Origin of the sequence: Methylomicrobium album BG8, assembly GCF_000214275.2 — a bacterium.
GTDB lineage: Bacteria > Pseudomonadota > Gammaproteobacteria > Methylococcales > Methylomonadaceae > Methylomicrobium > Methylomicrobium agile.
Genome location: NZ_CM001475.1, coordinates 739,884 through 760,706, shown reverse-complemented (window position 1 = coordinate 760,706; position 20,823 = coordinate 739,884). Strand labels below are relative to the sequence as shown.

The window sequence follows — 20,823 nt, the reverse complement described above, 5'->3', positions numbered from 1 at the left end:
AAGCCACCGCCCCAAAAGGGACGATGAACTGCCCCCGTTGGGTATCAAATAAATGAATGCTATCCGTTAAAACCAATAATCGGGGTCTGTACCCGTCTCATCATTATCATCGTCTACCGTCATCACCGTTTCCGGTTCGGCGTGAGACAATCTTGACTTGTCCGGATTGGACGCCCCGATGGTTACGGCTGCAAGAACAGTGGGATTTGACGGCTGTCCCGTGCTTTCGGCCAGATGGGCGGGTTCGTCCAAACTCTCCGTTTGAAGATCGTTGAATTCCATATCCCCTGCCCCCTCGTCCTCGAAAATGCCATCGAACAACCCGGAAAACAGATCGCTGTCCGGACTGGCTTCGTTATTTTCTCGGGATGCGATCGTGCTCCCGCCTTCCTCAGTCTCGACTGCGGTGGTTTGATCATCCGATCTGTAAGCCACGCCGATGTCACAGTCAGACAGAACTGGCGGTGATAAAAGCGGCAGCAGTAAAGACTGATCCGCCGTTGCCCGCAAATCAGAGTGTTCCACAAGATCATCCTCCACTTCCCGGCCGTCATCGTCCATCGCATGACTCTGCTCGGCCAGCAGCCCTTCGCCGTGGCGGCGGGTTTTGTCCGGATCGGCCAACAGCATGGCGGTGGCGAGAATCTCCTGCAGGATACTGCCCGTAATCGCGCCTTTGTCAGGAATCCTGGCCAATAGCGCATCGATGGTGCCGACCACGGGCGCCACCCGGTAATCGAGAAAGCCCAAGCCATCGAGTTTGTCGCGCATGCGGCGAATCGGACGGAGCGCATTGCGCGTGACCTGATCCTTACCCAATAACGATTGCTCGATCAAGTGATTGGCTTCTACCGAGATTTCATAGAACATCTGCTCGCTCAAGGTACCGATTTTGGTTTCCAGGCGCGCAATGTCTTCCGCTGGCAACGTATCCGGCACGCCGACCGTAACGATTAAATAGTCAAATGACAAGCGCGTCGAGACGAACTCCACCGAATCCACCGCTTGCTCGATAATGCCGGCAAATTCCGGATGGCGAACTACCCAGTCCGTCACCGCAGCATCGTAGCCGGCCAAAAACTCCGCTTTGGCGCTGGCAAAGTCCTGGGCAATCCGTTCGAGTTCGAGGGTAATGCCGGCGGCCGATTCGCTGGGAATCGCAAAACCGCCCAAAAACCGGGTACCGACCCGCAAACAGATGCGTTCGGCTTCCTTTTTCAGGCGATTGAACACCGTCAGCCGGTCCGGATCGAGCAGACGCTTGGAACCCAGACTGGCCAAATCCTCGGGCGGCAATTTGCTGCCGTCGGCGAGCACCAGGTCTTCCTTTTTCAGTTTTTTGCGGGCGCCGTAAATGTTGGCTTCGACTTTCACCAACACGACGCGGTCTAAAATGATATTGGCTGCTTGGATCATAAAAACCTCCTTGGGAGAAAGAGGCGCAGCCGGCCCGGATGGGCAGGTTCGCCCCTTCCGGGTTAAAGTAAAAATGAACAGGATTAACTTTCTAAAACCAACGATCGTCTGTATCGGATAAAACCGAGGCCAGATTCAACCGGGGTTTCAGTAAACCTAACATTTCAGCCGTTGCTCTGATTTGGTCGAGATTCGTGCCGAAAAAATCCAACACGTCCTGTTCAGCCTTCAGATCGGCGGATACCTCGCGGCTGCTTTCCGTGGCTATACCGATCTCAACGCCGGCAAAGGCTTGCTGTTTTAACGCCATCAAAAACAACCAGGGCAGAATGCCATGGCCGGGTTTGATCTGGCCGCTTTGCGAAAACGGCTCGGCGCCCAGTGCCAGATCGCTCAACCGCTGCCAGCCTTCCCAGAGGGGATGGGGCATCACGGCATAGTCCGGCAAGGACTGAATCGCATCGATCAGACGCCTGATTTCGCTGGCCAAGGCCAAGCAGGTCTCCTGACTGGCCCGGCAATCGATATGCCAATACAAGGCTCCACCCGAAGTAGCCGGTGGATCGGGCTTGGCTGGATCAGGAAAAAGCACGTGTCCTTCGCTGTCGATCTCCACCTCGGCGACGAATACATAGCCTTTGGCCTGTTTTTGCTTTTCGAGATCGAATAGCCTCACACCCCTTCGGGTACTCACCCCAGGCAGACGCGCTGCGGTTCTGCCCCATCGAGTCGTGATCGCACCGTCCGCATTCGCCCTGACCGCCCAGTCTTTCGAGCGGCCATCGCTGTGGCGATAACGGTATAAACGCCACGCTGCCATGACTACACCTGCCAGTCATCGCCGAACACGTCCTTGGCGATGCGATGAATCGCTTCGCGTTCCGACGCTTCCGCCCGGAAAGTCAAGGCTCTGTCCAACGAATAGGCCAAGGCATTGGGGGCACTTTTAAAGGTCGCCACCAGTGTCGCCCACCGCACTAAACCGCGGGTCGACAGCGTGACCGACAACATGCCCGCCCCATCCTGGCCGCCCATGAAGACCTTGCGGATCTGATTGGCGACTTTGATCATGCTTTCGCGCAGCGTTTCCGGCATGCTCGGCACAACGTCGGCCAGGAGTTTCATTTCGTCTTCGGGCTCGGGATACCCCACTTCCATCAAACGAAACCGGTCCAGAAAGGCCAGGTTCTGTCTCAATACGCCCTGATACAAACCCGACGGATCGCCTGCACCCTGACTGTTGCCGGTGGCGACCAGCCGAAACTTGGGATGCGGTAGGATCACGTCCCCGGTCTGCGGAATCGTCAACGGCTTGCCTTCAACGACTTCGTTCAAACCGATCAATTCGGCCGGATCGACCGCATCGATTTCATTGATCAACAAGATGTGTCCGAGACGAACCGCCCGCGTCAACGGACCGTCGATCCATTTCATGGCGCCGCCATCGACCAGCATGTACTGGCCGAGCAAATCGTTCAGTTCCAGGCGGCCGTGTCCGGTGACGGAATGGACGCCCCACTGCAGCCGGGCGGCCACTTGTTCCAAGAGCGACGTTTTGCCGGAGCCGGTGGGACCGGTCAGATACAAACCATCGCCATTGGCCGAGCCCAGAAACGCCAGGACATCGCGCAGATGATCCTTGCGAAACACATAGGACTTTTTGATCGGCACATACGGATTGTGCGCCGAGCTAAAACCCTCCACTTTCATCGAAGCGGGTGCGGCAATGCCGAAGGTGTCGGCAATGGAATACTGTTGCATCATGGTGGACTCCTTAAGTTTGGGTTGAAACCCGAAACCGGAGACACACCATGCCCCTGAAGGGTGCTGTGTCCCCTTCGGGTGAGTAAATTCCCTGGCAATCCAGGGGATGAATGATGAGTAAACGTAAAGAAATCGAGATCAGTGGGCCATGGACAAGCGCATGATATTCGCCAGCTCGGCGCGGGCGAGAATCTCTGCGTCCATAAAGCGCAAAATCCGGCGAATGTCGGCTTTCAAGTCGCGGTCGCGGCTTTCACTCAGCAGTTGCCGCACGCATTGCTGTTTAGCCTTGATCTCTTCCAGACTGGCCGTTTCCAACCAGGCATACAAGGTTTTCCAAAAGTCTTTGTTCATGAGGGACCTCCTCTAATTAAAACAAGGGGCCACCATGACCCGGCGGGGCGATGAACCCCGACGGGACGACAACATCAGGCTTGACGCACCTGACCCAAGAAAGGGGTAACCTTTCCTGCCGCTCTACAGCGGAACGCCGGCAAGCGCCGGATTCGGGGTTCCTCGAAAGGAACGCCTGAATGTTCTGGCTTTTCCTCTGACCTTGGCGCGCAAGGTCAGAGGAAAAACCGGAAAAATTGGCTGAGCAAACTGACACCCTTGGCGATGCCGGTCCCCGCTAAAGGATCAGGACGCCCCGCAGGCCTGAAAGGCCATGCAGGGGTCCCGTTCCATCAAAGACAACCTTCAAAACCAGTAATCGACACCGGCCAGGTCTTTCAACGCCTCGGCATCGAAAGGCACTTCGGCGCGGTTGCCGTCGTCATCGCGACAGGTGATGCGAACTCGCTCGGAGGGTTTTTTCCGGTAGGGTTCCAGCGCCGATTCCCCCACCTCCGGCAGCATGGCGTTAAGGACCGCTTTGTAATCAATGCTCCCCTGCACCTGAAAGCGGCTGACCCGCAGTCCGGAGTGCTCGGCCGCCAGGAAGTGTCCCATCAAGCCGACCAGCGTGTGTTCGATCGTGGCTTGCTGCAATTCCATCGCTTTGAGCTGGGCTTTGATGTCGTCGATCTTCTCCGCATTCTGGCGATAGTCAGCGGCCAATCGCTGCCACTGTTGTTCGTCATCTCCTTGGGGCAGATAAAGATCGCGTTCCGGATCTTTTTTCGGCTCCCGTCCGGTTTTGACGGCCGACCAGAAATCCATGGCCGTTTCGATCAACTGTATGAGAAAAGCTTCATCACGCTCGATCACGAACTCCACATCTTGCCCCTGGTGATAAAAAAACAAAAACCCGCGTGCGGCTTCGGCGACCAGGAGCTGCTGTTGCACCTGGCACCAATACAGTTGATAGGCCGCCGACTGCTCGCGGTTTAACAGTACATCCAGAAAAGTGGATTCATGCGGACATTTCACTTCCACGGGCTCTTGGCTTTCGGACAAGCCATCGAATGACGCCCGCATCAGAGGATAGCGCTCCGACTCACCGCAGAGCGGCAATAACAGCACATCGTGCTTATCCTCAAAACGTTGCAGCGCTTGAGGCTCGTATTCGAGTCCGAGGCGAATCAACGGATTATTTTCCAGCGTCTGTTCCAGCACGAGTCCTTTCTTCTCCGCCCATAGCCGCCAGGGCGTCTTGTACGGCGAGCGGTTCATGATGATCGCCGCCTCACTGGCGCTAACGCCTTGTGACCGCCACAACCGCCATTCGGGCGAGCGCTGCGAAACATTATTGATGACTTTCATCACTCCACTCCGTGCAGTTGGATGTAACAGCCCCAACGCAACGTCGATTGCCCGAGCTTGACGAGCTGCGCATCACAACGGCGAGTCCAGTGATAGTCATCAAAGATCAGCAGAACGGAATCTGACGTCGTCACACAGTGACCGCCATAGCTCTCGACCAAGCTATGAAGCTGGTCTTTCGATAACGTAGCGGTGTTTTTGACTGTTCCTTCGGGTTTCCAGGCCCGTTCCAAAAAACTGCGGCCATGCCGGCGGATCACCGTGGGCGAATCGTAGCGATGCCAGTCCGTATGGCAGGGTATTCGATTGAATGATTGATCGATGGCGTTCATGACATCTCCTCTTAGTGCAGGACGTCATGAAATTCACCCCATGGGCGAAACATGACGCCCTGGAAGGGTGGATAATGACCGGCTGAGTAAACCGGCGTAAAATGTAAAGGCTTGACCTCGATTAGCGTAACGAACCCAAGGTCTCACGGGCCTTATGCAAGGCTTCCGAGGCTACCGTGGACACGGGCGGCATCAAAGCTTCGTCGATGGCCTGATTTCCCGGATCGAAGGCATTCGATGCCGCTTTCGCCGCCTGCGACGCTTGGTCCAGTTCGGTAATGGCATAGGTCAATTCCAGCCCGGCGAACTTGTGGTTGGCGTAGTCGTAGGCGGCTTTCCAGGCACCGGCCATGGCCGTGCGCCTGACCAGTTCCGCGACCGCTTTCTGGACCTTGGGGCTGATCAGCGACAGATCGATCACACGGGGACCGGTGTCGGCATCAGTCCCGCCATCGATCGCATCGAGTCGGCTGGCACTGCCGTTTATCACGGCCCCGTCGTTCAGCTCGTCCAGGCTTTTGCCGTCCATTTCCTCGGCGGCATAACCGCACTCCTCCGGAAAGGCGGCGCGCAGCGAGGCGGCTTTACCGCATTTCCCTAACTGGCCCTTGGGCCGTTTAATCCACATGGCCGTCGGCAGCTGGGAGTTTTTACCGCCCGCGGTGCTGTAGGCCTCCATCCAGTACACTTCTTCGGTAAAGGCGCAGCGGCGGCCGCCGACCAGACGGTAAACCGTCACTGCTACCCATTCGGGAAAAGTCACGGTGACTGTGCTTTCCTGCCAGGTATCGGTGTCGTCTTTGAATTTGCCGGTAAAGGTGTGAGTGACATCGGGCCCCCAGACCGGCCGATCCATGCCCGCCCAAAGCCCGGTCCGGGTTGCCGTGGTCTGTATTTCCATAATCGATGGCCAGACAGTTTCCACATTGCGTCCCAGGGCGGTGCTCCACATCGGCACGATATGCACGGGTTTTTTGAAAATATCGAGCTTGCGGGCCCTGCAGTAATCCAGCGCCATCATGATGGCTTCCGGGGTTTTGGCCGTCGGAAAGGTCACTTCGGTGAGGACTTTCCAGGATTGCTCCGAGAGACCATAAACCTGATGCGCGTCGACCGGCATCGGCAGGTTCCGGGTTTTTGGCTGCGTGTTTTTGGAGGGATAGCTCATTGCGTTTCTCCTTGATAAAGTGAGGACGCAATGCCCCAGACGGGGAATGACGTCCCCATGGGGTTAAAAAATACCGAGACAGCGAGCGCTGCAACGGCAGGATTATTGAATACTCGAGATGAAAAGCTTTTTCTGTGAGTTGAAGAATTAATTCACAAATTGATCACCGTCCATCTCATCCGCATCGAGCCGATGAGTACGAGCGGTGTTGCCGAGGCTTGGCGAAATTCTGCTGATCGCTGTTCCCGACAGCCGCCTCGTGAGCGTTTGCCCTATTCAGGATTTGCAGATCGTTGGCGACCACTTCGGTGGTAGTGCGTTTCTCACCGTCTTTCTCCCATTGCTGGGTTCGCAAACTGCCTTCGACGTAGATCTTGCTGCCTTTCCTCAGTAATTCACCGGCGATTTCAGCCAGGCGGCGATAAAACACCACCTGATGCCATTCGGTGCGCTCCTGGTGTGTGCCGTTTTGATCTTTCCAGACTTCGCCCGTTGCCAGACGAATCACCGTGACCCGGTCGCCATTGGCTAAAAACCGGATATCGGGATTGGCGCCCAAGTTGCCGACCAGGATGACTTTGTTAACACCGCGACTTGCCATACGGCTAACCTCCTCCGTCCGTGCCCGGATCAAGACTGAATTAAACCCACAGGCACGGCTGTGAGTTTTATGCTCGGGAGGCGAATCACCCCGGCCGGGGAATTGGCTCTCCCAGAACAGGATTAACAAATGCACACTGCATTCACATCATCGGGCTTAACGCACCCGACCCGTCGATGAATATCATCCACGCCGCCTGAAGGCGGAACGCCGACAAAGAGTCGGTCCACAGCGTCTCGTAAGACGGCATGAAATGTTATGTTTCCATTTGATCAGCAAAGAAGCACCCATGGAAAAAGCCAGGCTGATTTAAAAACGAAAATCAGCGCCATTGCCGAACATTGAAGCGGATAACGCCCCATCACGGTCAGCAATAGATCGTGCAATCGGTGATTTTTTGTAGGGGTGGCCAGAACAAAGCAACTTACTATCGGGTGTGATATGGCAACCACAGAAAGGAAAAGGCATGGCAGACACGACAGTGCCAGAGAAGATCGTTCGTCCGGCCATCAGTCGTCCGGTTTTCGAACGCACTATCAAAATCCAAAGCGAACAAGCCATTCGGGTGATTCGCCGCAGCTATGGCCGCTTGATTCGCTCGCTATATGCGATTGACGTCACCTTGCGAATCGTCGGCGCGGAACAGGCGATCGATGATATCGAGGAGATCGTCAGTAAAATGATCGGCGATTGTGCCGTGCAACTGCAGCAGGAAAAAGCGCGGCTCGACAAACTCTGCGCTGATAACGGCATTGCTGAAGCGCCACGCTATACCCACCCGACTGATTTCAAGGCTCGCATCACCTCACCGCAGATAGCTCAGTTTGTGGAGTTGATCCGCTTGCTGGATCAACTGATGATCGCCATGGATACGCTATGGCTTTGCCAGATATTAACCAGTAAGCAATGCTCAACCGCGAGGTACCAATGGCAACAGCGGTTACACCGTTTAGCCCGGCGTATTGTCTCTATCGAACAGAGGGCACATCAGGCGGCTTATGCTCAAGGGAAAGGTGATGAAGTACGTACAGCCCGAGAAGAATCGGGGTTATTGGCGGAACCAGAAACAATCTCAGAAAACGACAATGAAAAAGAGTCCGACGAAAAGTCTATTGAGAACTGAAAGGTCTCTCTCCAAATTTGTGGATGTCGGCAGGGATTCCTTCCTGCCTGGGGCCGTATTAGCTGCTTCGCAAAAAAGTTGTTAGGGGAAATAGGACCAAAATCTGGCAACCGGTAGCCGTTTATTCAAGTTAAAAATTGGATAGCAAGGCGTCCCTGCGTGTGCTTCTTACTATCGAAAACGTATTATATCAAGCGTAAGATACTGCAATGAACGCCCCTAAATTTTATCCAGACCCTCCGCTCGGAAGGCCGGCTCCTGACCTCTGAAGGTTTTCGTCGGTTGTCGGACGTCCCGCCTGAAGTCGAATGGTTCGCGAACCTAACCTACACGGCGATCCGGCGTAAGTATGAATATGCGATCCGGGATTTCATGAGCTACACCGGGATCGTCCAAGCGCCAGAATTCCGCGCCGTCCCGGTCGGTCAGTAATAATATGACAAGCAACGTAAGCGTCCATCCGAGCCACCTATAAAATAGTTTTCGTCTGCGGCATCCTGTGATTTTTTTGATCAGGAGTTTTAGCATGGCCATCACAGCGAAATGGCGTCAGCATATCGAAGCGTGGCAACGCAGTGGTTTGTCGCAAGCCGCGTATTGCGCAGCACAGCAACTCAATGTCCGTACGTTCACAGCACGGCTGAGCGATTATCGCAAATTACCCAAGCAGGATTCGACGGCCTTGATACCGGTGCAGATTCAACCGGCTGTCACTGAGGTCATTGTCTTTACCCATGCTCAGGGCCATCGCCTGGAACTGCCGGCTTCGATGCCGGCGAGTTGGCTCGCGGAGCTGTTGCGATGCCTGGCCTGATCGCGAGCCCGGCACAGATTTGGCTGGCGGTGGCGCCGGTCGACATGCGGCGCGGCCTGGATGGCTTAACCACGATCGTGCAGCAGAGCCTGGGTCATTCGCCGTGTGCTGGGTCGGCCTTCATCTTCCGCAACCGTGCCGGCAACCGCTTGCGCCTGTTGCTGTGGGACGGCAATGGCGTGTGGCTCTGTCAGCGGCGCTTGCATCGAGGCAGTTTTGTCTGGCCCCAGGCCTCTGATCCGGTGTTTGCGATCAGTCCGGCCCAGTGGCAGTGGTTGGCCGCCGGTGTCGATTGGCAACGGTTATCGGCTCAACCCTCGGCGGAATGGCGAGTCTGATGTTAACGATAAAATCCTCTTGAACATCAGTCATATCAAGGCTTTCAGGGGATGAGTGCGGTATAATATCCCCCATGAATTTGCTCGCTGAACTCGATCAACTCAACCTGGAACCGGCCGCTAAAGCCCAAGTCGCGGCAATGCTTCAGACGCTTGTCGAGCAAGCGGCGCAGGATGCTCAAACCATTGCGAATCAGCAGCAACTCCTGCAAACGAAGGACGCCAGCCTGCAAGCCAAAGAGGTCAAAATCGCCGCGCTGACGCACGAGTTGGCCTATTACAAGCGCATCCGTTTCAGTACCAAGAGCGAAGCCTTGGCTCCGCTGCAGCGGGATGTCTTCGAGGAAACCTGGAACACGGATATTTCGGCGATTGAAGCCGAAGTCGAGCAACTGCAGGATGACAGCCCTTGTGCAACGGTGGCTCGTCCGAAACGCCTGCGTGCCGGTCGTCAGCTGTTGCCCGCTCACTTGCCCCGCGTCGAGCACCGGCATGAACCCGAGTCCTGCACCTGCGGGCACTGCGGCCGGGACTTGGTCAAGATCGGCGAGGATGTGACCGAGCAACTGGACGTCGAGCCGGCCAAGTTCTTCGTGCATCGGCACATCCGCCCGCAATATGCCTGCCGGCGCTGTGAAACCGTGACCGCGGCGCCGATTCCGCCGGCGGTGATCGATGGCGGCATGGCGGCGGTCGGTTTGTTGAGTTGGGTGATGATCAGTAAATTTCTGGATCACCTGCCGCTGTACCGGTTGGAACAGATCGCTGCCCGCGACGGCGTAACCTTGTCCCGCTCCACCCTGGCCGACTGGGTCGGACGCCTCGGCGTCGCCTTAGAGCCTTTGGCAGACCGTCTGGCCTGGCACCTCTTGCAACGCGATTGCCTGCATGCGGATGAGACGCCGGTGCCGCAATTGGATCCCGGCAACGGCAAAACGAAAAAGGCCTATTTGTGGGCGTATCGCAGCAACGACTTGCAGCCGGGACCGAAGATCCTCGTCTTCGACTATCAAGCCGGCCGCAGCGGCCGGCATGCGCAGCAGTTTCTGCAAGACTGGCAAGGCCACCTCGTCGTCGACGACTATGCCGGCTACAAAGCCCTGTTTGCGGCCGCCCGCGCGCATCCCGAGGATCAACGCCTGCTTGAACCGTGCATCGAGCTCGCCTGTTGGGCGCATGCACGGCGGAAATTCTTCGACTTGTTCCAGGCCAGCCAGAGCCCGATCGCGCACGAAGCCTTGAACCGCATCGCGGTGCTGTATGCGATTGAAGCCGAAGGGAGTGACCTAACGCCCGATGGGCGCCAAGCCCTGCGTGTCGAAAAAACGCTGCCGACCTTGGCAGCCTTCCACGACTGGCTTCAGCAAACCCGTTTGCGCACCGCGCCCGGCAGTGCCACCGCCAAAGCGATCGACTACAGTTTGAAGCGATGGGCTGCGCTCACGCGCTACGCCGAGACTGGTGATCTGCCGATCGACAATAACCCGATCGAAAACAGCATTCGTCCGATTGCATTGGGCAAAAAAAACTGGTTGTTCGTAGGCTCCGAACGCGCCGGCCAGCGTGCCGCCATCATTCAAACCTTGCTCGGCACCGCCAAGCTCAACGGGTTCGATCCAGCGGTATGGCTAAAAGAAACCCTGGAAAAGCTCCCAACTTGGCCCAACAGTCGCATCGACGAGCTTCTGCCTCTTCGCTTCGCGGATTAAATCATAACGTTTTAGTCCTGGCTATGTGGTTCCGCTGGCCGCTTACCAAGCAACGGCGGTAAAGGCATCACGCCGGACGGCGTGTACAAGCTGGTGCGGGCGAATTCAGGCAGGCTCGGGTTTGAAATCGGCGCGCATTCGCTCCGGGCCGCCGCGGCGACCAACGACCTTGATCACCAGGCCGACATCGCCAAGGTGCAGGAATGGCTTGGCCATGCGAACATTGCGACGACCCGGATCTACGATCACCGGAAGACCCGGCCGGAAGACAGCTCGACGTTTAAGGTGAATTATTGACTGGTCTCGTTTATCGGGACAGAAGCATCAGCATAAATCTGAAGTAATGCACACTTAAAGAAACAAACATGGATCTGATCCAGGAGTCAAAATTGTAGTTTTTTCCATTGCTCGAGTTACACCAACTCTGAGCGTAAGCTTAGCCTGTGCATGAGCTTTAGCATCGGCTCCCTGCCATACGATTTTTCCATGATGGCGGCTCTCATAAATGATGACTTCACTGAATTCCTTACCTTTTGATTTGTGGATTGTCATGACATGGAGGCCCCGCCACTCTTTCAACGAGGCAGAAAAATGCTCCTGTACTAAAGCATCACGAACGGCGGCGGCAGCGCCAATATAGCTACCCGATTTCCTCCACAACTCATTGAGCCGAGATCGTAGCACTGCCCCTTTATGGAGCAAGCGAAGGTATTTTGCGTCGTCTGCTATCTGCATGAACTCCTGGGCATTGCAGACGTGCAACATATCTCGAATGCTCAGCCAATCCTTACCCGGATCACCGGATAGTTTCAACTCGAACCTCTGTTCCCCGAGCAACTTAGCCGTTTCTACAATCCGCTTTCTTTTAATGCCCCGAATTGTCCCGGATTGCAGGAAATCGCCTAGCGCGTTCACCAAGGCCAATTCACTTTGGTTTAACGGGGTATTTCCTTTGCGGCCTCTTATGTGAGTGCAGAGATCGTTCAGAAGGCGCTGAGCAATTTCGCTTGCTGTGGGAGCTCCCTCCAAAAGAGACGCTATTAATACCGCAGCCAGGGCCGGGGCTTCCGTATCAAGAGCAACATCGTGTTGCAACGAGGGTAAATTGTCTGATTTTGCCCCTAAGTAGTCTGAAACCTGAAGCATCAATTTTTTTGTTGGAACAAGTACAGCAATCGACCAGTCATCCTTTCCGGATTTAAGCTGCCGCTTGAGGCTCGCTATCAGGGTTGTCTTTACAGGATAATGCGGATTGCACCCGCCGTAGAATCCATATTTGGAAACGTTTACATCATTGTATGTCTTTGATTTATTAGCTCCTGTAAGAAGGTCGTTTCCAAAAATGGCGATATCGGTTCCCCTACTGCGATGATTTTCGTTACCAAAGTCGAATGATGTAGGGCTATAACGCTCGATGAATTCGCTAATCCGCATTGGATCAGCGCCACGAAATTCATAAATTCGCTGCTCGGCGTCAGCTAGTGCGATCAGCCGACTGTGCTCACCCAGCGATTGTATTAAGGCCCATTCTTCTTTATTGGTATCTTGAAACTCATCGAGAATAATGATGGGATAGGCATCGCAAATGATGCGACATAGAGATTGGCTGCGAGAGAGAAGCGAGCTTGCAATTTCAGCAAACAGATCGAAGTGAAGCAGGCCCTCTTCAAAAAATAATCTATATTTCTCTTGGGAACGCGCATCCCCTTCTATTCCAGAAAGTCGAGCTGCAGCTTCTGGAGGTAGCAGCAATTGAATACCGCGACCTTTCCTCAGTAGGTAGCCATGACTGCGCAAAAGATTCCATGTAAATCCATGGTACGTATTGATCTCGAGTCTCTCTTTACCTTCGATCGTCAGCAATTTACCAGCCTGCTGTGCCACTCTGGCTATAGTCGCCCTAGCAAAACTCAAGAACAGTATTCGTTGTCCGGTTTTAAGATTGCCGGTTTGAATTTCGCGATCAGCTTTAAGCAGAGCAATCGTAGTTTTCCCTGACCCCGGTCCACCAAGGACAAGGATATTTCCCTCGGTTGCAAGAAGAGCTTGACGATGCTCAGTCAGTTCCAAGACTTTGCCCTCATACGGTAAAAGCTTCGCCCTCAGGTAGAGTTTCGGCATCATCCTCATCAACAGACAGATCTGTGGCCTCGGGAGGCTCGATGATCTTCTGTATCGAAATGAGAGTATTAACGATGAACTCTGGCATTTCTTCCTTTGAACATATCGCAAGCAAATCGGCGGCATCGCCACTGCCTTTTGCCCAAGAGAAATATGATCTCAATGCTTCACGAAGATCAGCTAGAGGAGTTGTTGATGTAGGTTTTTGAGCAGTTAGATGTGTTGGCCACTCTCCCCCATCGACGATCTGCATAGCGAATCGACGGAGCGCAGATTCAGCAGTACCGTTTAAAACGATATTCTCGAATCCTTTTTCTTGTGCTTCGAAAGGATATTGAACAGAAGAATCAATCAGCGTTTTTTGTTCCGCCCCTTGTTTGTCGAATACGGCAAATACAGTCTTACCGAGCATGCTGAAGTAATTTCCCAGAGGAGTGATCTGGGTATCTGTTGCAGCATTAATGATGGCAACTCCCATGGCCTCAACAGTGCGAAACTCTTCAGGGTATAGTTCATGGAGACGTCGCGCTGCAGCAGGCCAGGCGTCATATTCTGTTCGGCCTTCAGCAATTAAAACTCGACGAGCAAGAAGCGCCTCGCAAAAACGCTTACGAATCTCTTCTTTGTAGGCTTTTGGTTTTACTGCTGGTGGATATGTGGCTTGGACAGCTGTCAGCTGTCCCTCATGTCGCTTGAGGACGACAATCTGCTCAGGGGGAAATTCTTCAAGCACATAGGGAGAGTGCGAGGTGAAAAGGGCCTGCGCTGATCTACTTCGAACACCATCAATAATTCGCTTCTGCGTGTGGGGAGGGATCGCAATTTCAGGCTCCTCCATTGCAAAAATCACATTCTGTTTTAGGTCGGCAATAAGAGAGAGTAACGCAAGAACCAGGGTGTTTATCGTCCCTGTACCTTGGTGTTGAAACGGAGCGGCATAGTCCGAGCCATCTTCGCGTTTGACTCCTGTCGCCATAAACACAGTTAGCGTTCGGCGCAGGGCTTCGCGGGTCAGGTCGGAAACTCTCATGTGTGGGTTGCTGACGGAGTCCGCGGGCATGAATTTGCGGATTGCCACTTGGACGCTGTTCAAGATGTCAGTAATACCTAATTCGGGATTTTCAGCGACAGGGAGGTCGCGAAGTTGCTTCAACACGTCCTCCCAGATCTTGAAATTTTTATCATCGTGAAGGCGGAGTATTATATCTAGCAGTGAGCCGCGCTCAAGGCTTAACGCACGGCTTCCGGTCCGTAACGTTCTAAGATATAGGAATCCGCACAATCGCTTATCCGAGGTTCGGAAAGTATCGTGGGTGCCGTCTTCTTTGGTAGGAGATGCAAAAAAGGTCGATCCAATGAAGTCGTCCTCTTCGGTATCATACTTACCCTCGAACCCAATACGTAAAGCGGGTTTTACGTGTACGATATCTGTTTCTTCAGGCGGTGGACCTTCAAGTAGATTTTGTGATTGCTCGTTCCACCATTCAAGATGATCACGGAAATGCCTTGCTTGATTTTCTGATAGGTCCGTTACAACAACTTCTATCAATATTGGAACAGGATTTCCTTCTAAATCAATATATTTTCCTGTATAGAAATCGTGTTCATCAATGACTGGGCGCCTACTGAGTCGCTCAGGACCAAGAACAAGATCTATAGCTTCCAATAAGGTTGACTTGCCTATGTTGTTGTCACCAACAAGTACTGCATGCTCCGGTAGAAGAACCTCTCCGTTGAAAATGCCCCTAAAATTACGAACATTGATTTTTGTGATTCTCACGTTAAATTTCCTTGTTCATCTATCATCTACCTTATGGATATAGTTTGAGGGCTAATTATAGCTACATAGATTAAATCCTACACTGCTGTTCAGGGAAAAAGCGGCATTTACCTCCTGAGATCAGTGCATAATATCGCCAGCCACCGGATCGAAAAAGCTTTTCCAGGATCGACTAATTAATCTCAAGCGGATTTTTTTTAATAGCTTCAATAACACCACTTGCCGTTTGCTTCTTTGTAGGGGTGTGATTTCCATCGATACGTCTGGCAAGCGATTCAAGCGCTGTTTGTACAATTAGAATTGGCACGTCTATGTGTCCTTCTCCTTGAGAAGGAAACTTGGGTGTTATTAAGCCAGTCATCAAGGTATTTTCAAGATCTCTGGGCAGACTGCTCACACGCAAAGCTGTATCTCGGTTAAAAAACTGTTCTTCAAGCGCTTTGAGTAATACAGAAGCAATATCTTCTAATTTGCTGCTTTTTAATTTTGATGATAACAACGTGCGGACAATTTGGTTATTCAGAGCTACTTGTGCTTGAGCTTGCAGCCGATTGCCTCTCTCAACTCCCTCAATCCTTTGAATGTTACGAGACTGTTTTTTGGAATAGGCTTCCAGTTGAGTAATAGAACGCTCAATAGCCTGATCGTTTAATTTTCCTATTGTACCAATTGGCTTTAGCGTTTGTTTAATGGAGGTTACCACCTGACAACGACCATTTTCATCGATATAGGTAATTCCAGTTGTACAAATACCATCTGACTCAGATTCGAGAATCTTGAATGGCATTTCTTCTGTTTGCTTCAAGATTGAATCGAGTAGTCTTTCAAATACCGGCTCGCCATAAGTTGCGAAAAAAAGAGTTTGATCATCTGGCAGGCCTTCATTATACAAAGCACGGTCCACAGTGATGGCTACGCCATCAGCAATAGAATCAACACCCCTAATTACCATATATTTGGCGCATTCGCTGACTTCGCAGCCCAACTGCTTTAGATAGTCTGACTGAGTTAACACATCCCAAATGTCGGAAAGCGTAGCAGGCAATGCTTGTTGACGATACGCTTGGCTCAACCTCACGTAAACGTTAAACATCTCCTCAACAGGGACTTCTATCAGACGGTTGTTTTGTTTCTGTCGAACGGCTCGCTCCATGGCAAACTGCTCAACCTGTTTTTCGGTCATCGTGCCATCGGCGAGTGCTCTAAACTCATCTGTTGTTACTGGCAGCATGGAAAACTGCTGGGCTCCTACCACTAAATTGGCATTTGCCAACCGTTGCAGTAATCGCTCATAAACGAATTGCTCTGCTGAATCGGCAAAACATAGATTTAGAACAAAAATTTTATCGTGCTTCTGCCCAATACGATCAATTCGACCAATCCGCTGTTCGACTTTCATCGGATTCCAGGGCAGATCATAGTTCACTAGCAGGTCAGCCGTTTGTAAGTTCAAACCTTCCGCAGCCGCATCTGTACATAACAGAATGTCAATATAACCTTGGACAAATCGATGCTTAATAATGTCGCGCTCGACCCCTACCATTTTGTTCTTATTCGGGTCAAAATAACTGCCGCCTTCCCCGGAATAGGTGCCGAGCAGCAAATCAGGAAATTTCGTCTGCAGACGTTGTTGAATATCTCTCAACGTATCCAAAAATCGAGTAAAAATAACCGTTTGCTTAATTCTTTTGCCATTTTGACGTTGCTTTAGCACTTTTAATAGTGCAATAAACTTATTGGAATCTTCGTAAATGTACTCTAACTCGCTAAGCAAACCATCGATTTGAGTTCTCTCCCACCTCAGATCATTTGGGGTGCGATTGTTAAGCATAACCTCAATCGCATCGACGTCATCATCACCGCCTTCAATTAATAACTCTTCTAGCTCATCTAAATCCTTCGCATCATTTTCATGCTTCAGATGATGGATAAGTGTTGCTTCTACCTTAGCTTTCCGGCGCAAGAGGGTTAGTTTCAATGCAGAAAGACTGGACGCAAATCTTAGCCTTAAAAAACTAAGATAAAATCCAAGCGCGACCTGACCGGATTCATTTAATCCATTGGCCAGTAATTGCTCTCTTAACCCTTTACAGTATTCACCGAGAAGATTGTCTACGTTTGTTTCCTGTGTGGTAAAAACAATTTTAGGCGTCGGAATAACATTGCGATCGGCAAGATTGGCACTTAATTTACCCTTTTTGCGATAAATCTTTAGTAAATCGCGCGTGTGTCTTTGCATCACTCTCGACAAAGGGGCGGCAGCAAATAACAACCGTGCTAATGCGGGTAACTCAAATTGCATAGGTACAATGCCGTGATTCAACCATTGCTGCAATGAAATTTTAGAAACAGGATCGATGACTACCTCATTAAGATACAACCAGAACTTAGGGTCCAAATGCTCAATGCTCGTTACCGCTTGACGCATTAATTGCCATTCGTCGGGTTTAATGGATTGGCCAGATGCGATGACACTGACTAAACGATAATAAACAAGCAACAATGATGGGTCGTACTGGAAAGCTCCTGCCCTGTTGCTCAAGCGTATTAGATCGCTTACCTCTATAGGGTCAAGTTGCATCGGTGTTGCTGTAGCCAATAAAAGAGAGCGACAATTTTCCCTTAAGTAGTCTGAAACAGTCTGATACAGTTGATTGAAACGCGGAAAACCCCGGCTACCTTTTGTCGAATTTGACCGGCGGGCATAATGGGCTTCATCGACCAAGGCGATATCAAATGTCTGTGCTTGTTTGATGAGTCTACGCCGTGCATTACGAGCCATAAGGCCGGTAGAAATAATCGTAAGGTTTGAATCGTAAAGATTCCCGATTGTGGTCTTTTCTTCGACCGGAAAAATAGCTTCTCGGCAGACAGTTGGTGACGCCGACACCCGGTCAAATGGCAGATAAAATTTACTGGCCATCTCTCGCTGCCACTGACGAGTCAAACTGGCCGGTGCTGCTATCAAAATGCGTTTAGCGCGCTTGCTTAAATACAATGATCTAAAAGCAAGGCCCGCCTCAATGGTTTTTCCTAATCCCACTTCGTCGCACATCAAGTGCGATGCTGGAAAATTATCAATAATCCGCCTGGCAACGACTTCCTGATGAGGCCATGGCTCAACTGGAGCAGTGTACATGCCGACATATTCGCCACTTGGCATTAAAGGTGCGTATTTAATTGCTGCAAAGCGTATTGCTTCTTGAGTTGATAACATAGGTGCCGGCGTCTGAGCCGGGCGATTGTCAATCTCGACAGGAACGATAATGCCATCAGAAAACCTGAGCAATTTTTCTTTTACCGCTGTAGGCAGATCTTTAACTACAAAGGCTGGATGTTGATTGGCCCACATTGCCTCAAATGAACGAGCGGCATCGGCAATTTTTGCGCGTTCTTTGTTCCCTTGCCAGGAACAATCGACATCAATATTTTCCGCATTGCGCGTTAGCGCAGTTTCTGATTCATTCCATGATCCGCTGGCATACAGTGTTTCTCCATTATCGTCATAACCCAGCGCCCATTTTTCATGAACATAGCCGTCTTCACTTGAATCTAGGGGTAAACCTTCTCCCGTTTGCGCATGTTTTCTGAGAGCGACTTTAATTTCCAGATAACCATGCCGTACCATCCATGAGAGTAACTCGACTCCACGCTCCGCCTCTTCCGGCCAGGATGATTTTTTTGATAACGCCTTGTCCAAATGACTTTCGAGCATTAATGACTGACCATCAATCACCGCCTGAACATCTTGAGGCGTCATGTCAACACCTGCAATCAGTCGCATTTTTCCCGTACGATTCACGAACGAAGACATTCCACGGCTAGCTAGTGCTAAGGATGATGATCGGAAATAACCCGCAACGCGGTCATAGCGGGATACCCGCTGAAGGAAGGGAATGTAGAACTCTCTTAGGATGTCGACATCCGGCTCGCCTAGTGCGCGGACTTGAGATGTTTTATAGCTGTACTTCCAATCAAAATCCTTTAGGCCCACACTAAGTTACTCCTCGTCTAGCGCATCTTCATGATCAAAACGATATTGTTCGCAGAGCATTTCAACCATTTTCGAATTTCGACTGTCAATGGCGGGTTGAGTCCAGGTTTCTATGGTTGCAAGTGAAGTATTCCGACGATTACATTTAAAAATGAGCTTATTGAGAAAAAGGCCATTTTTGTAGCCAATATGGATTTTATGTCCTGCAGCCGTGATTTCAGTCTTAGATTGTTTCCGATCAAAGCTGTGATTAGACAGGCGAGAGTTATAGCCACTTAAGGTTAAATTTCCAAGGCAATGAACCCAATCTTCCTGGATTTCTGAGGCAGCATCGCTATCGCCATCGGCAATCATATCGACCCAATGTTTTGGGATTTTTTCTCCTTGAGGAAAGATATGTTCAACTGTCCATACATATTGCCCTTCATCGTTTCTTGCCCAAAAATCTGGCTTGTATTCTCTGTTATGTGCCGTTTCGTCAAGTTTAACAAGAACATAGCGGGCCATTGATTTGTTGTACAAAAATAAATTGTCCGCAATATTTTCCTTAAAGTCAGCAAGCGAGGCTGGTTCACCACGTCCCTTGCAGTAAGCTTCAATAAGAAAATCCGTACTTAATGTTTTCTTATTTTTCAATCGTTTTTCACAGGCATCAATGACATCAATTTGCAATTGATCGAGGTCGCGTGTGCTTGGAGTATCCGTAATGTTCCTTCTTACAAAGTACTTCTGGAGGAAATATACAAAATTCAGTAAGGTTTTATTATTTTCTAATGCTCCATTTTCAAGCGTCATTAAATACAGAAGCAGTGTATTAGAAGGAACAGCACCTATACGGCTAAGATCCATGAAAGCAAGGCTCAGAGCAGAAGTTTCATCAGGCTGCGTAATTTCACCATATACTTTCGCTTTAGCCACTAATTCATCAAAAACAAACTGAGCCCCCCCATTGATCATGTTTTCATAAATGGCTATGAGGGTTGATGATGTCGCTTTGGCCGCATAGCGTGGTTGGCCAATTCTGTCTTTATGTTTAAAGGCGTTATAAAACTGACGCAAAAACCGGTCTTCAATCCCTTCAATATCTTCTAACATCTCCTGCCACAGTTCATAAGCTTCATCAATGGCGATCTGATGTTGACGCTCCATTTCAGACAACATTTTATTTTTAATAATATCGACAGCCGTTAACGGCACTCCTCGATTGTTCAATGTTTCGAATAACCGGAAAGCATTGGAATGCGAATTGACAGAAATATAAACCAGCTGGAGTTGATTTATCTTATCTGTTAATGTAAGTAAATCGTTAATTTCGCTCGGAAGTCGGCTTTGAAAATATCGGTAAGCTTTAGCCATCAATCGATTGCCAAAATGACTAGGGCAATCCTGTTTATGATCCAATACGCCACAATGAGACATAATGTATAGATAGTCATCGAGATTGCCATTTTGAGTAGACGGCTGCACCCGCAAGAGAATGCGTCGTTTACCCGTTTTAATAGCTCCTCGTTGATCGGCAAAATCTTCTTTGATTTTTTTGATAAGCTGAAGGCCTATACCGCGGCGTTTTGCTTTGATTTCTTCAATCTCATCCTCATCAGAATCCTCTTCAGATTCCGCATGAAATATAACTTGGCTCAAATTAAAAAAAATAGCAGCCATTAATAATGAGATTGAAGTCATGCGTTGCTGACCGTCGATTAACTCGTAAACAAGGTCATGACCGGGCTTGCGATTGTTATGGTCATCAATGCAAATGATCGAGCCAATAAAATGACCAGCTTCATTCTCATCGATATCATCGAATAATTGCGCCCAATTGGATTGCCCCCAACTGTAAGCGCGCTGATATTTGGGAATGTGGTAATGTTCATTACCATTGTCAGATTGAATGATTTTCGAAAAGGTTTGTTCAGAGGCCTTCATTGTTTTCTATTTAATCCTTGAGAATCCTACGCT

Annotated in this window: 17 protein-coding genes; 6 read left to right on the top strand and 11 right to left on the bottom strand. The window is 50.8% G+C overall.

What is annotated here, in order from left to right:
* Nucleotides 1-66: 66 nt before the first annotated feature.
* The 3 genes from METAL_RS03185 to METAL_RS03175 all read right to left on the bottom strand — a co-directional run bounded on the left by METAL_RS03185 (nt 67) and on the right by METAL_RS03175 (nt 3,180).
* The gene (locus METAL_RS03185; RefSeq protein WP_005369559.1) at nt 67-1,416 is read right to left on the bottom strand and encodes a DUF3150 domain-containing protein; all 1,350 of its coding nucleotides are present in this window, start codon (nt 1,414-1,416) and stop codon (nt 67-69) included.
* Nucleotides 1,417-1,507: 91 nt separating this feature from the next.
* Nucleotides 1,508-2,236, bottom strand: a complete 729-nt coding sequence (locus METAL_RS03180) for a hypothetical protein (RefSeq protein ID WP_005369557.1) — start codon at nt 2,234-2,236, stop codon at nt 1,508-1,510.
* Between the two features lie 2 nt (nt 2,237-2,238).
* Nucleotides 2,239-3,180 (bottom strand): AAA family ATPase, encoded by a 942-nt coding sequence (locus tag METAL_RS03175; protein WP_005369556.1) that lies wholly within the window; start codon nt 3,178-3,180, stop codon nt 2,239-2,241.
* A gap of 148 nt (nt 3,181-3,328) precedes the next feature.
* Here METAL_RS03175 and METAL_RS22235 point away from each other — a divergent pair, with 148 nt between their 5' ends.
* On the top strand, nt 3,329-3,550 hold the full coding sequence (locus tag METAL_RS22235; protein ID WP_213069441.1) for a hypothetical protein: 222 nt from the start codon (nt 3,329-3,331) through the stop codon (nt 3,548-3,550).
* 329 nt (nt 3,551-3,879) lie between these two features.
* On the opposite strand, the gene METAL_RS03165 is transcribed toward METAL_RS22235, so the two are convergent.
* From METAL_RS03165 to ssb, 4 genes are all read right to left on the bottom strand, one after another.
* Nucleotides 3,880-4,884 (bottom strand): YqaJ viral recombinase family nuclease, encoded by a 1,005-nt coding sequence (locus METAL_RS03165; RefSeq protein ID WP_005369553.1) that lies wholly within the window; start codon nt 4,882-4,884, stop codon nt 3,880-3,882.
* Nucleotides 4,884-5,216, bottom strand: a complete 333-nt coding sequence (locus METAL_RS03160) for a hypothetical protein (RefSeq protein ID WP_005369551.1) — start codon at nt 5,214-5,216, stop codon at nt 4,884-4,886. Before METAL_RS03160 ends, METAL_RS03165 begins: the two co-directional genes overlap by 1 nt.
* Nucleotides 5,217-5,337: 121 nt before the next feature.
* Nucleotides 5,338-6,384, bottom strand: a complete 1,047-nt coding sequence (gene bet / locus METAL_RS03155; RefSeq protein ID WP_005369549.1) for a phage recombination protein Bet — start codon at nt 6,382-6,384, stop codon at nt 5,338-5,340.
* Between the two features lie 175 nt (nt 6,385-6,559).
* Entirely contained in the window at nt 6,560-6,985 is a 426-nt protein-coding gene (ssb, locus tag METAL_RS03150) for a single-stranded DNA-binding protein (protein WP_005369548.1), read from the bottom strand.
* A 466-nt stretch (nt 6,986-7,451) separates the two neighbouring features.
* Between ssb and METAL_RS03145 the strand changes: the two genes are divergently transcribed.
* From METAL_RS03145 to METAL_RS03120, 5 genes are all read left to right on the top strand, one after another.
* Nucleotides 7,452-8,108, top strand: coding sequence for a hypothetical protein (locus METAL_RS03145; RefSeq protein WP_005369546.1), 657 nt, complete (start codon nt 7,452-7,454; stop codon nt 8,106-8,108).
* Nucleotides 8,109-8,634: 526 nt separating this feature from the next.
* Entirely contained in the window at nt 8,635-8,922 is a 288-nt protein-coding gene (gene tnpA / locus METAL_RS03135; RefSeq protein ID WP_005368392.1) for an IS66 family insertion sequence element accessory protein TnpA, read from the top strand.
* Nucleotides 8,910-9,260 (top strand): IS66 family insertion sequence element accessory protein TnpB, encoded by a 351-nt coding sequence (tnpB, locus tag METAL_RS03130; RefSeq protein WP_005368390.1) that lies wholly within the window; start codon nt 8,910-8,912, stop codon nt 9,258-9,260. The genes tnpA and tnpB overlap by 13 nt, the downstream gene beginning before the upstream one ends.
* 74 nt (nt 9,261-9,334) lie before the next feature.
* Nucleotides 9,335-10,969, top strand: a complete 1,635-nt coding sequence (gene tnpC, locus METAL_RS03125; protein ID WP_005368386.1) for an IS66 family transposase — start codon at nt 9,335-9,337, stop codon at nt 10,967-10,969.
* A gap of 93 nt (nt 10,970-11,062) precedes the next feature.
* Entirely contained in the window at nt 11,063-11,266 is a 204-nt protein-coding gene (locus METAL_RS03120; RefSeq protein ID WP_245549461.1) for a tyrosine-type recombinase/integrase, read from the top strand.
* A gap of 54 nt (nt 11,267-11,320) precedes the next feature.
* On the opposite strand, the gene METAL_RS03115 is transcribed toward METAL_RS03120, so the two are convergent.
* The 4 genes from METAL_RS03115 to METAL_RS03100 all read right to left on the bottom strand — a co-directional run bounded on the left by METAL_RS03115 (nt 11,321) and on the right by METAL_RS03100 (nt 20,790).
* Nucleotides 11,321-13,039, bottom strand: a complete 1,719-nt coding sequence (locus METAL_RS03115; RefSeq protein ID WP_213069440.1) for a UvrD-helicase domain-containing protein — start codon at nt 13,037-13,039, stop codon at nt 11,321-11,323.
* Between the two features lie 10 nt (nt 13,040-13,049).
* The gene (locus METAL_RS03110) at nt 13,050-14,870 is read right to left on the bottom strand and encodes an ATP-dependent nuclease (protein ID WP_005369542.1); all 1,821 of its coding nucleotides are present in this window, start codon (nt 14,868-14,870) and stop codon (nt 13,050-13,052) included.
* 172 nt (nt 14,871-15,042) lie between these two features.
* Nucleotides 15,043-18,864 (bottom strand): helicase-related protein, encoded by a 3,822-nt coding sequence (locus METAL_RS03105; protein ID WP_005369539.1) that lies wholly within the window; start codon nt 18,862-18,864, stop codon nt 15,043-15,045.
* A 6-nt stretch (nt 18,865-18,870) separates the two neighbouring features.
* On the bottom strand, nt 18,871-20,790 hold the full coding sequence (locus METAL_RS03100; RefSeq protein WP_005369528.1) for a DUF262 domain-containing protein: 1,920 nt from the start codon (nt 20,788-20,790) through the stop codon (nt 18,871-18,873).
* Nucleotides 20,791-20,823 lie beyond the last annotated feature (33 nt).

Excerpts from the sequence above, each read along its gene's own strand:
- METAL_RS03185 (WP_005369559.1), bottom strand. The coding sequence starts at position 1,416 with ATGATCCAAGCAGCCAATATCATTTTAGACCGCGTCGTGTTGGTGAAA.
- METAL_RS03180 (WP_005369557.1), bottom strand. The coding sequence starts at position 2,236 with ATGGCAGCGTGGCGTTTATACCGTTATCGCCACAGCGATGGCCGCTCG.
- METAL_RS03175 (WP_005369556.1), bottom strand. The coding sequence starts at position 3,180 with ATGATGCAACAGTATTCCATTGCCGACACCTTCGGCATTGCCGCACCC.
- METAL_RS22235 (WP_213069441.1), top strand. The coding sequence starts at position 3,329 with ATGGACAAGCGCATGATATTCGCCAGCTCGGCGCGGGCGAGAATCTCT.
- METAL_RS03165 (WP_005369553.1), bottom strand. The coding sequence starts at position 4,884 with ATGAAAGTCATCAATAATGTTTCGCAGCGCTCGCCCGAATGGCGGTTG.
- METAL_RS03160 (WP_005369551.1), bottom strand. The coding sequence starts at position 5,216 with ATGAACGCCATCGATCAATCATTCAATCGAATACCCTGCCATACGGAC.
- bet (WP_005369549.1), bottom strand. The coding sequence starts at position 6,384 with ATGAGCTATCCCTCCAAAAACACGCAGCCAAAAACCCGGAACCTGCCG.
- ssb (WP_005369548.1), bottom strand. The coding sequence starts at position 6,985 with ATGGCAAGTCGCGGTGTTAACAAAGTCATCCTGGTCGGCAACTTGGGC.
- METAL_RS03145 (WP_005369546.1), top strand. The coding sequence starts at position 7,452 with ATGGCAGACACGACAGTGCCAGAGAAGATCGTTCGTCCGGCCATCAGT.
- tnpA (WP_005368392.1), top strand. The coding sequence starts at position 8,635 with ATGGCCATCACAGCGAAATGGCGTCAGCATATCGAAGCGTGGCAACGC.
- tnpB (WP_005368390.1), top strand. The coding sequence starts at position 8,910 with ATGCCTGGCCTGATCGCGAGCCCGGCACAGATTTGGCTGGCGGTGGCG.
- tnpC (WP_005368386.1), top strand. The coding sequence starts at position 9,335 with ATGAATTTGCTCGCTGAACTCGATCAACTCAACCTGGAACCGGCCGCT.
- METAL_RS03100 (WP_005369528.1), bottom strand. The coding sequence starts at position 20,790 with ATGAAGGCCTCTGAACAAACCTTTTCGAAAATCATTCAATCTGACAAT.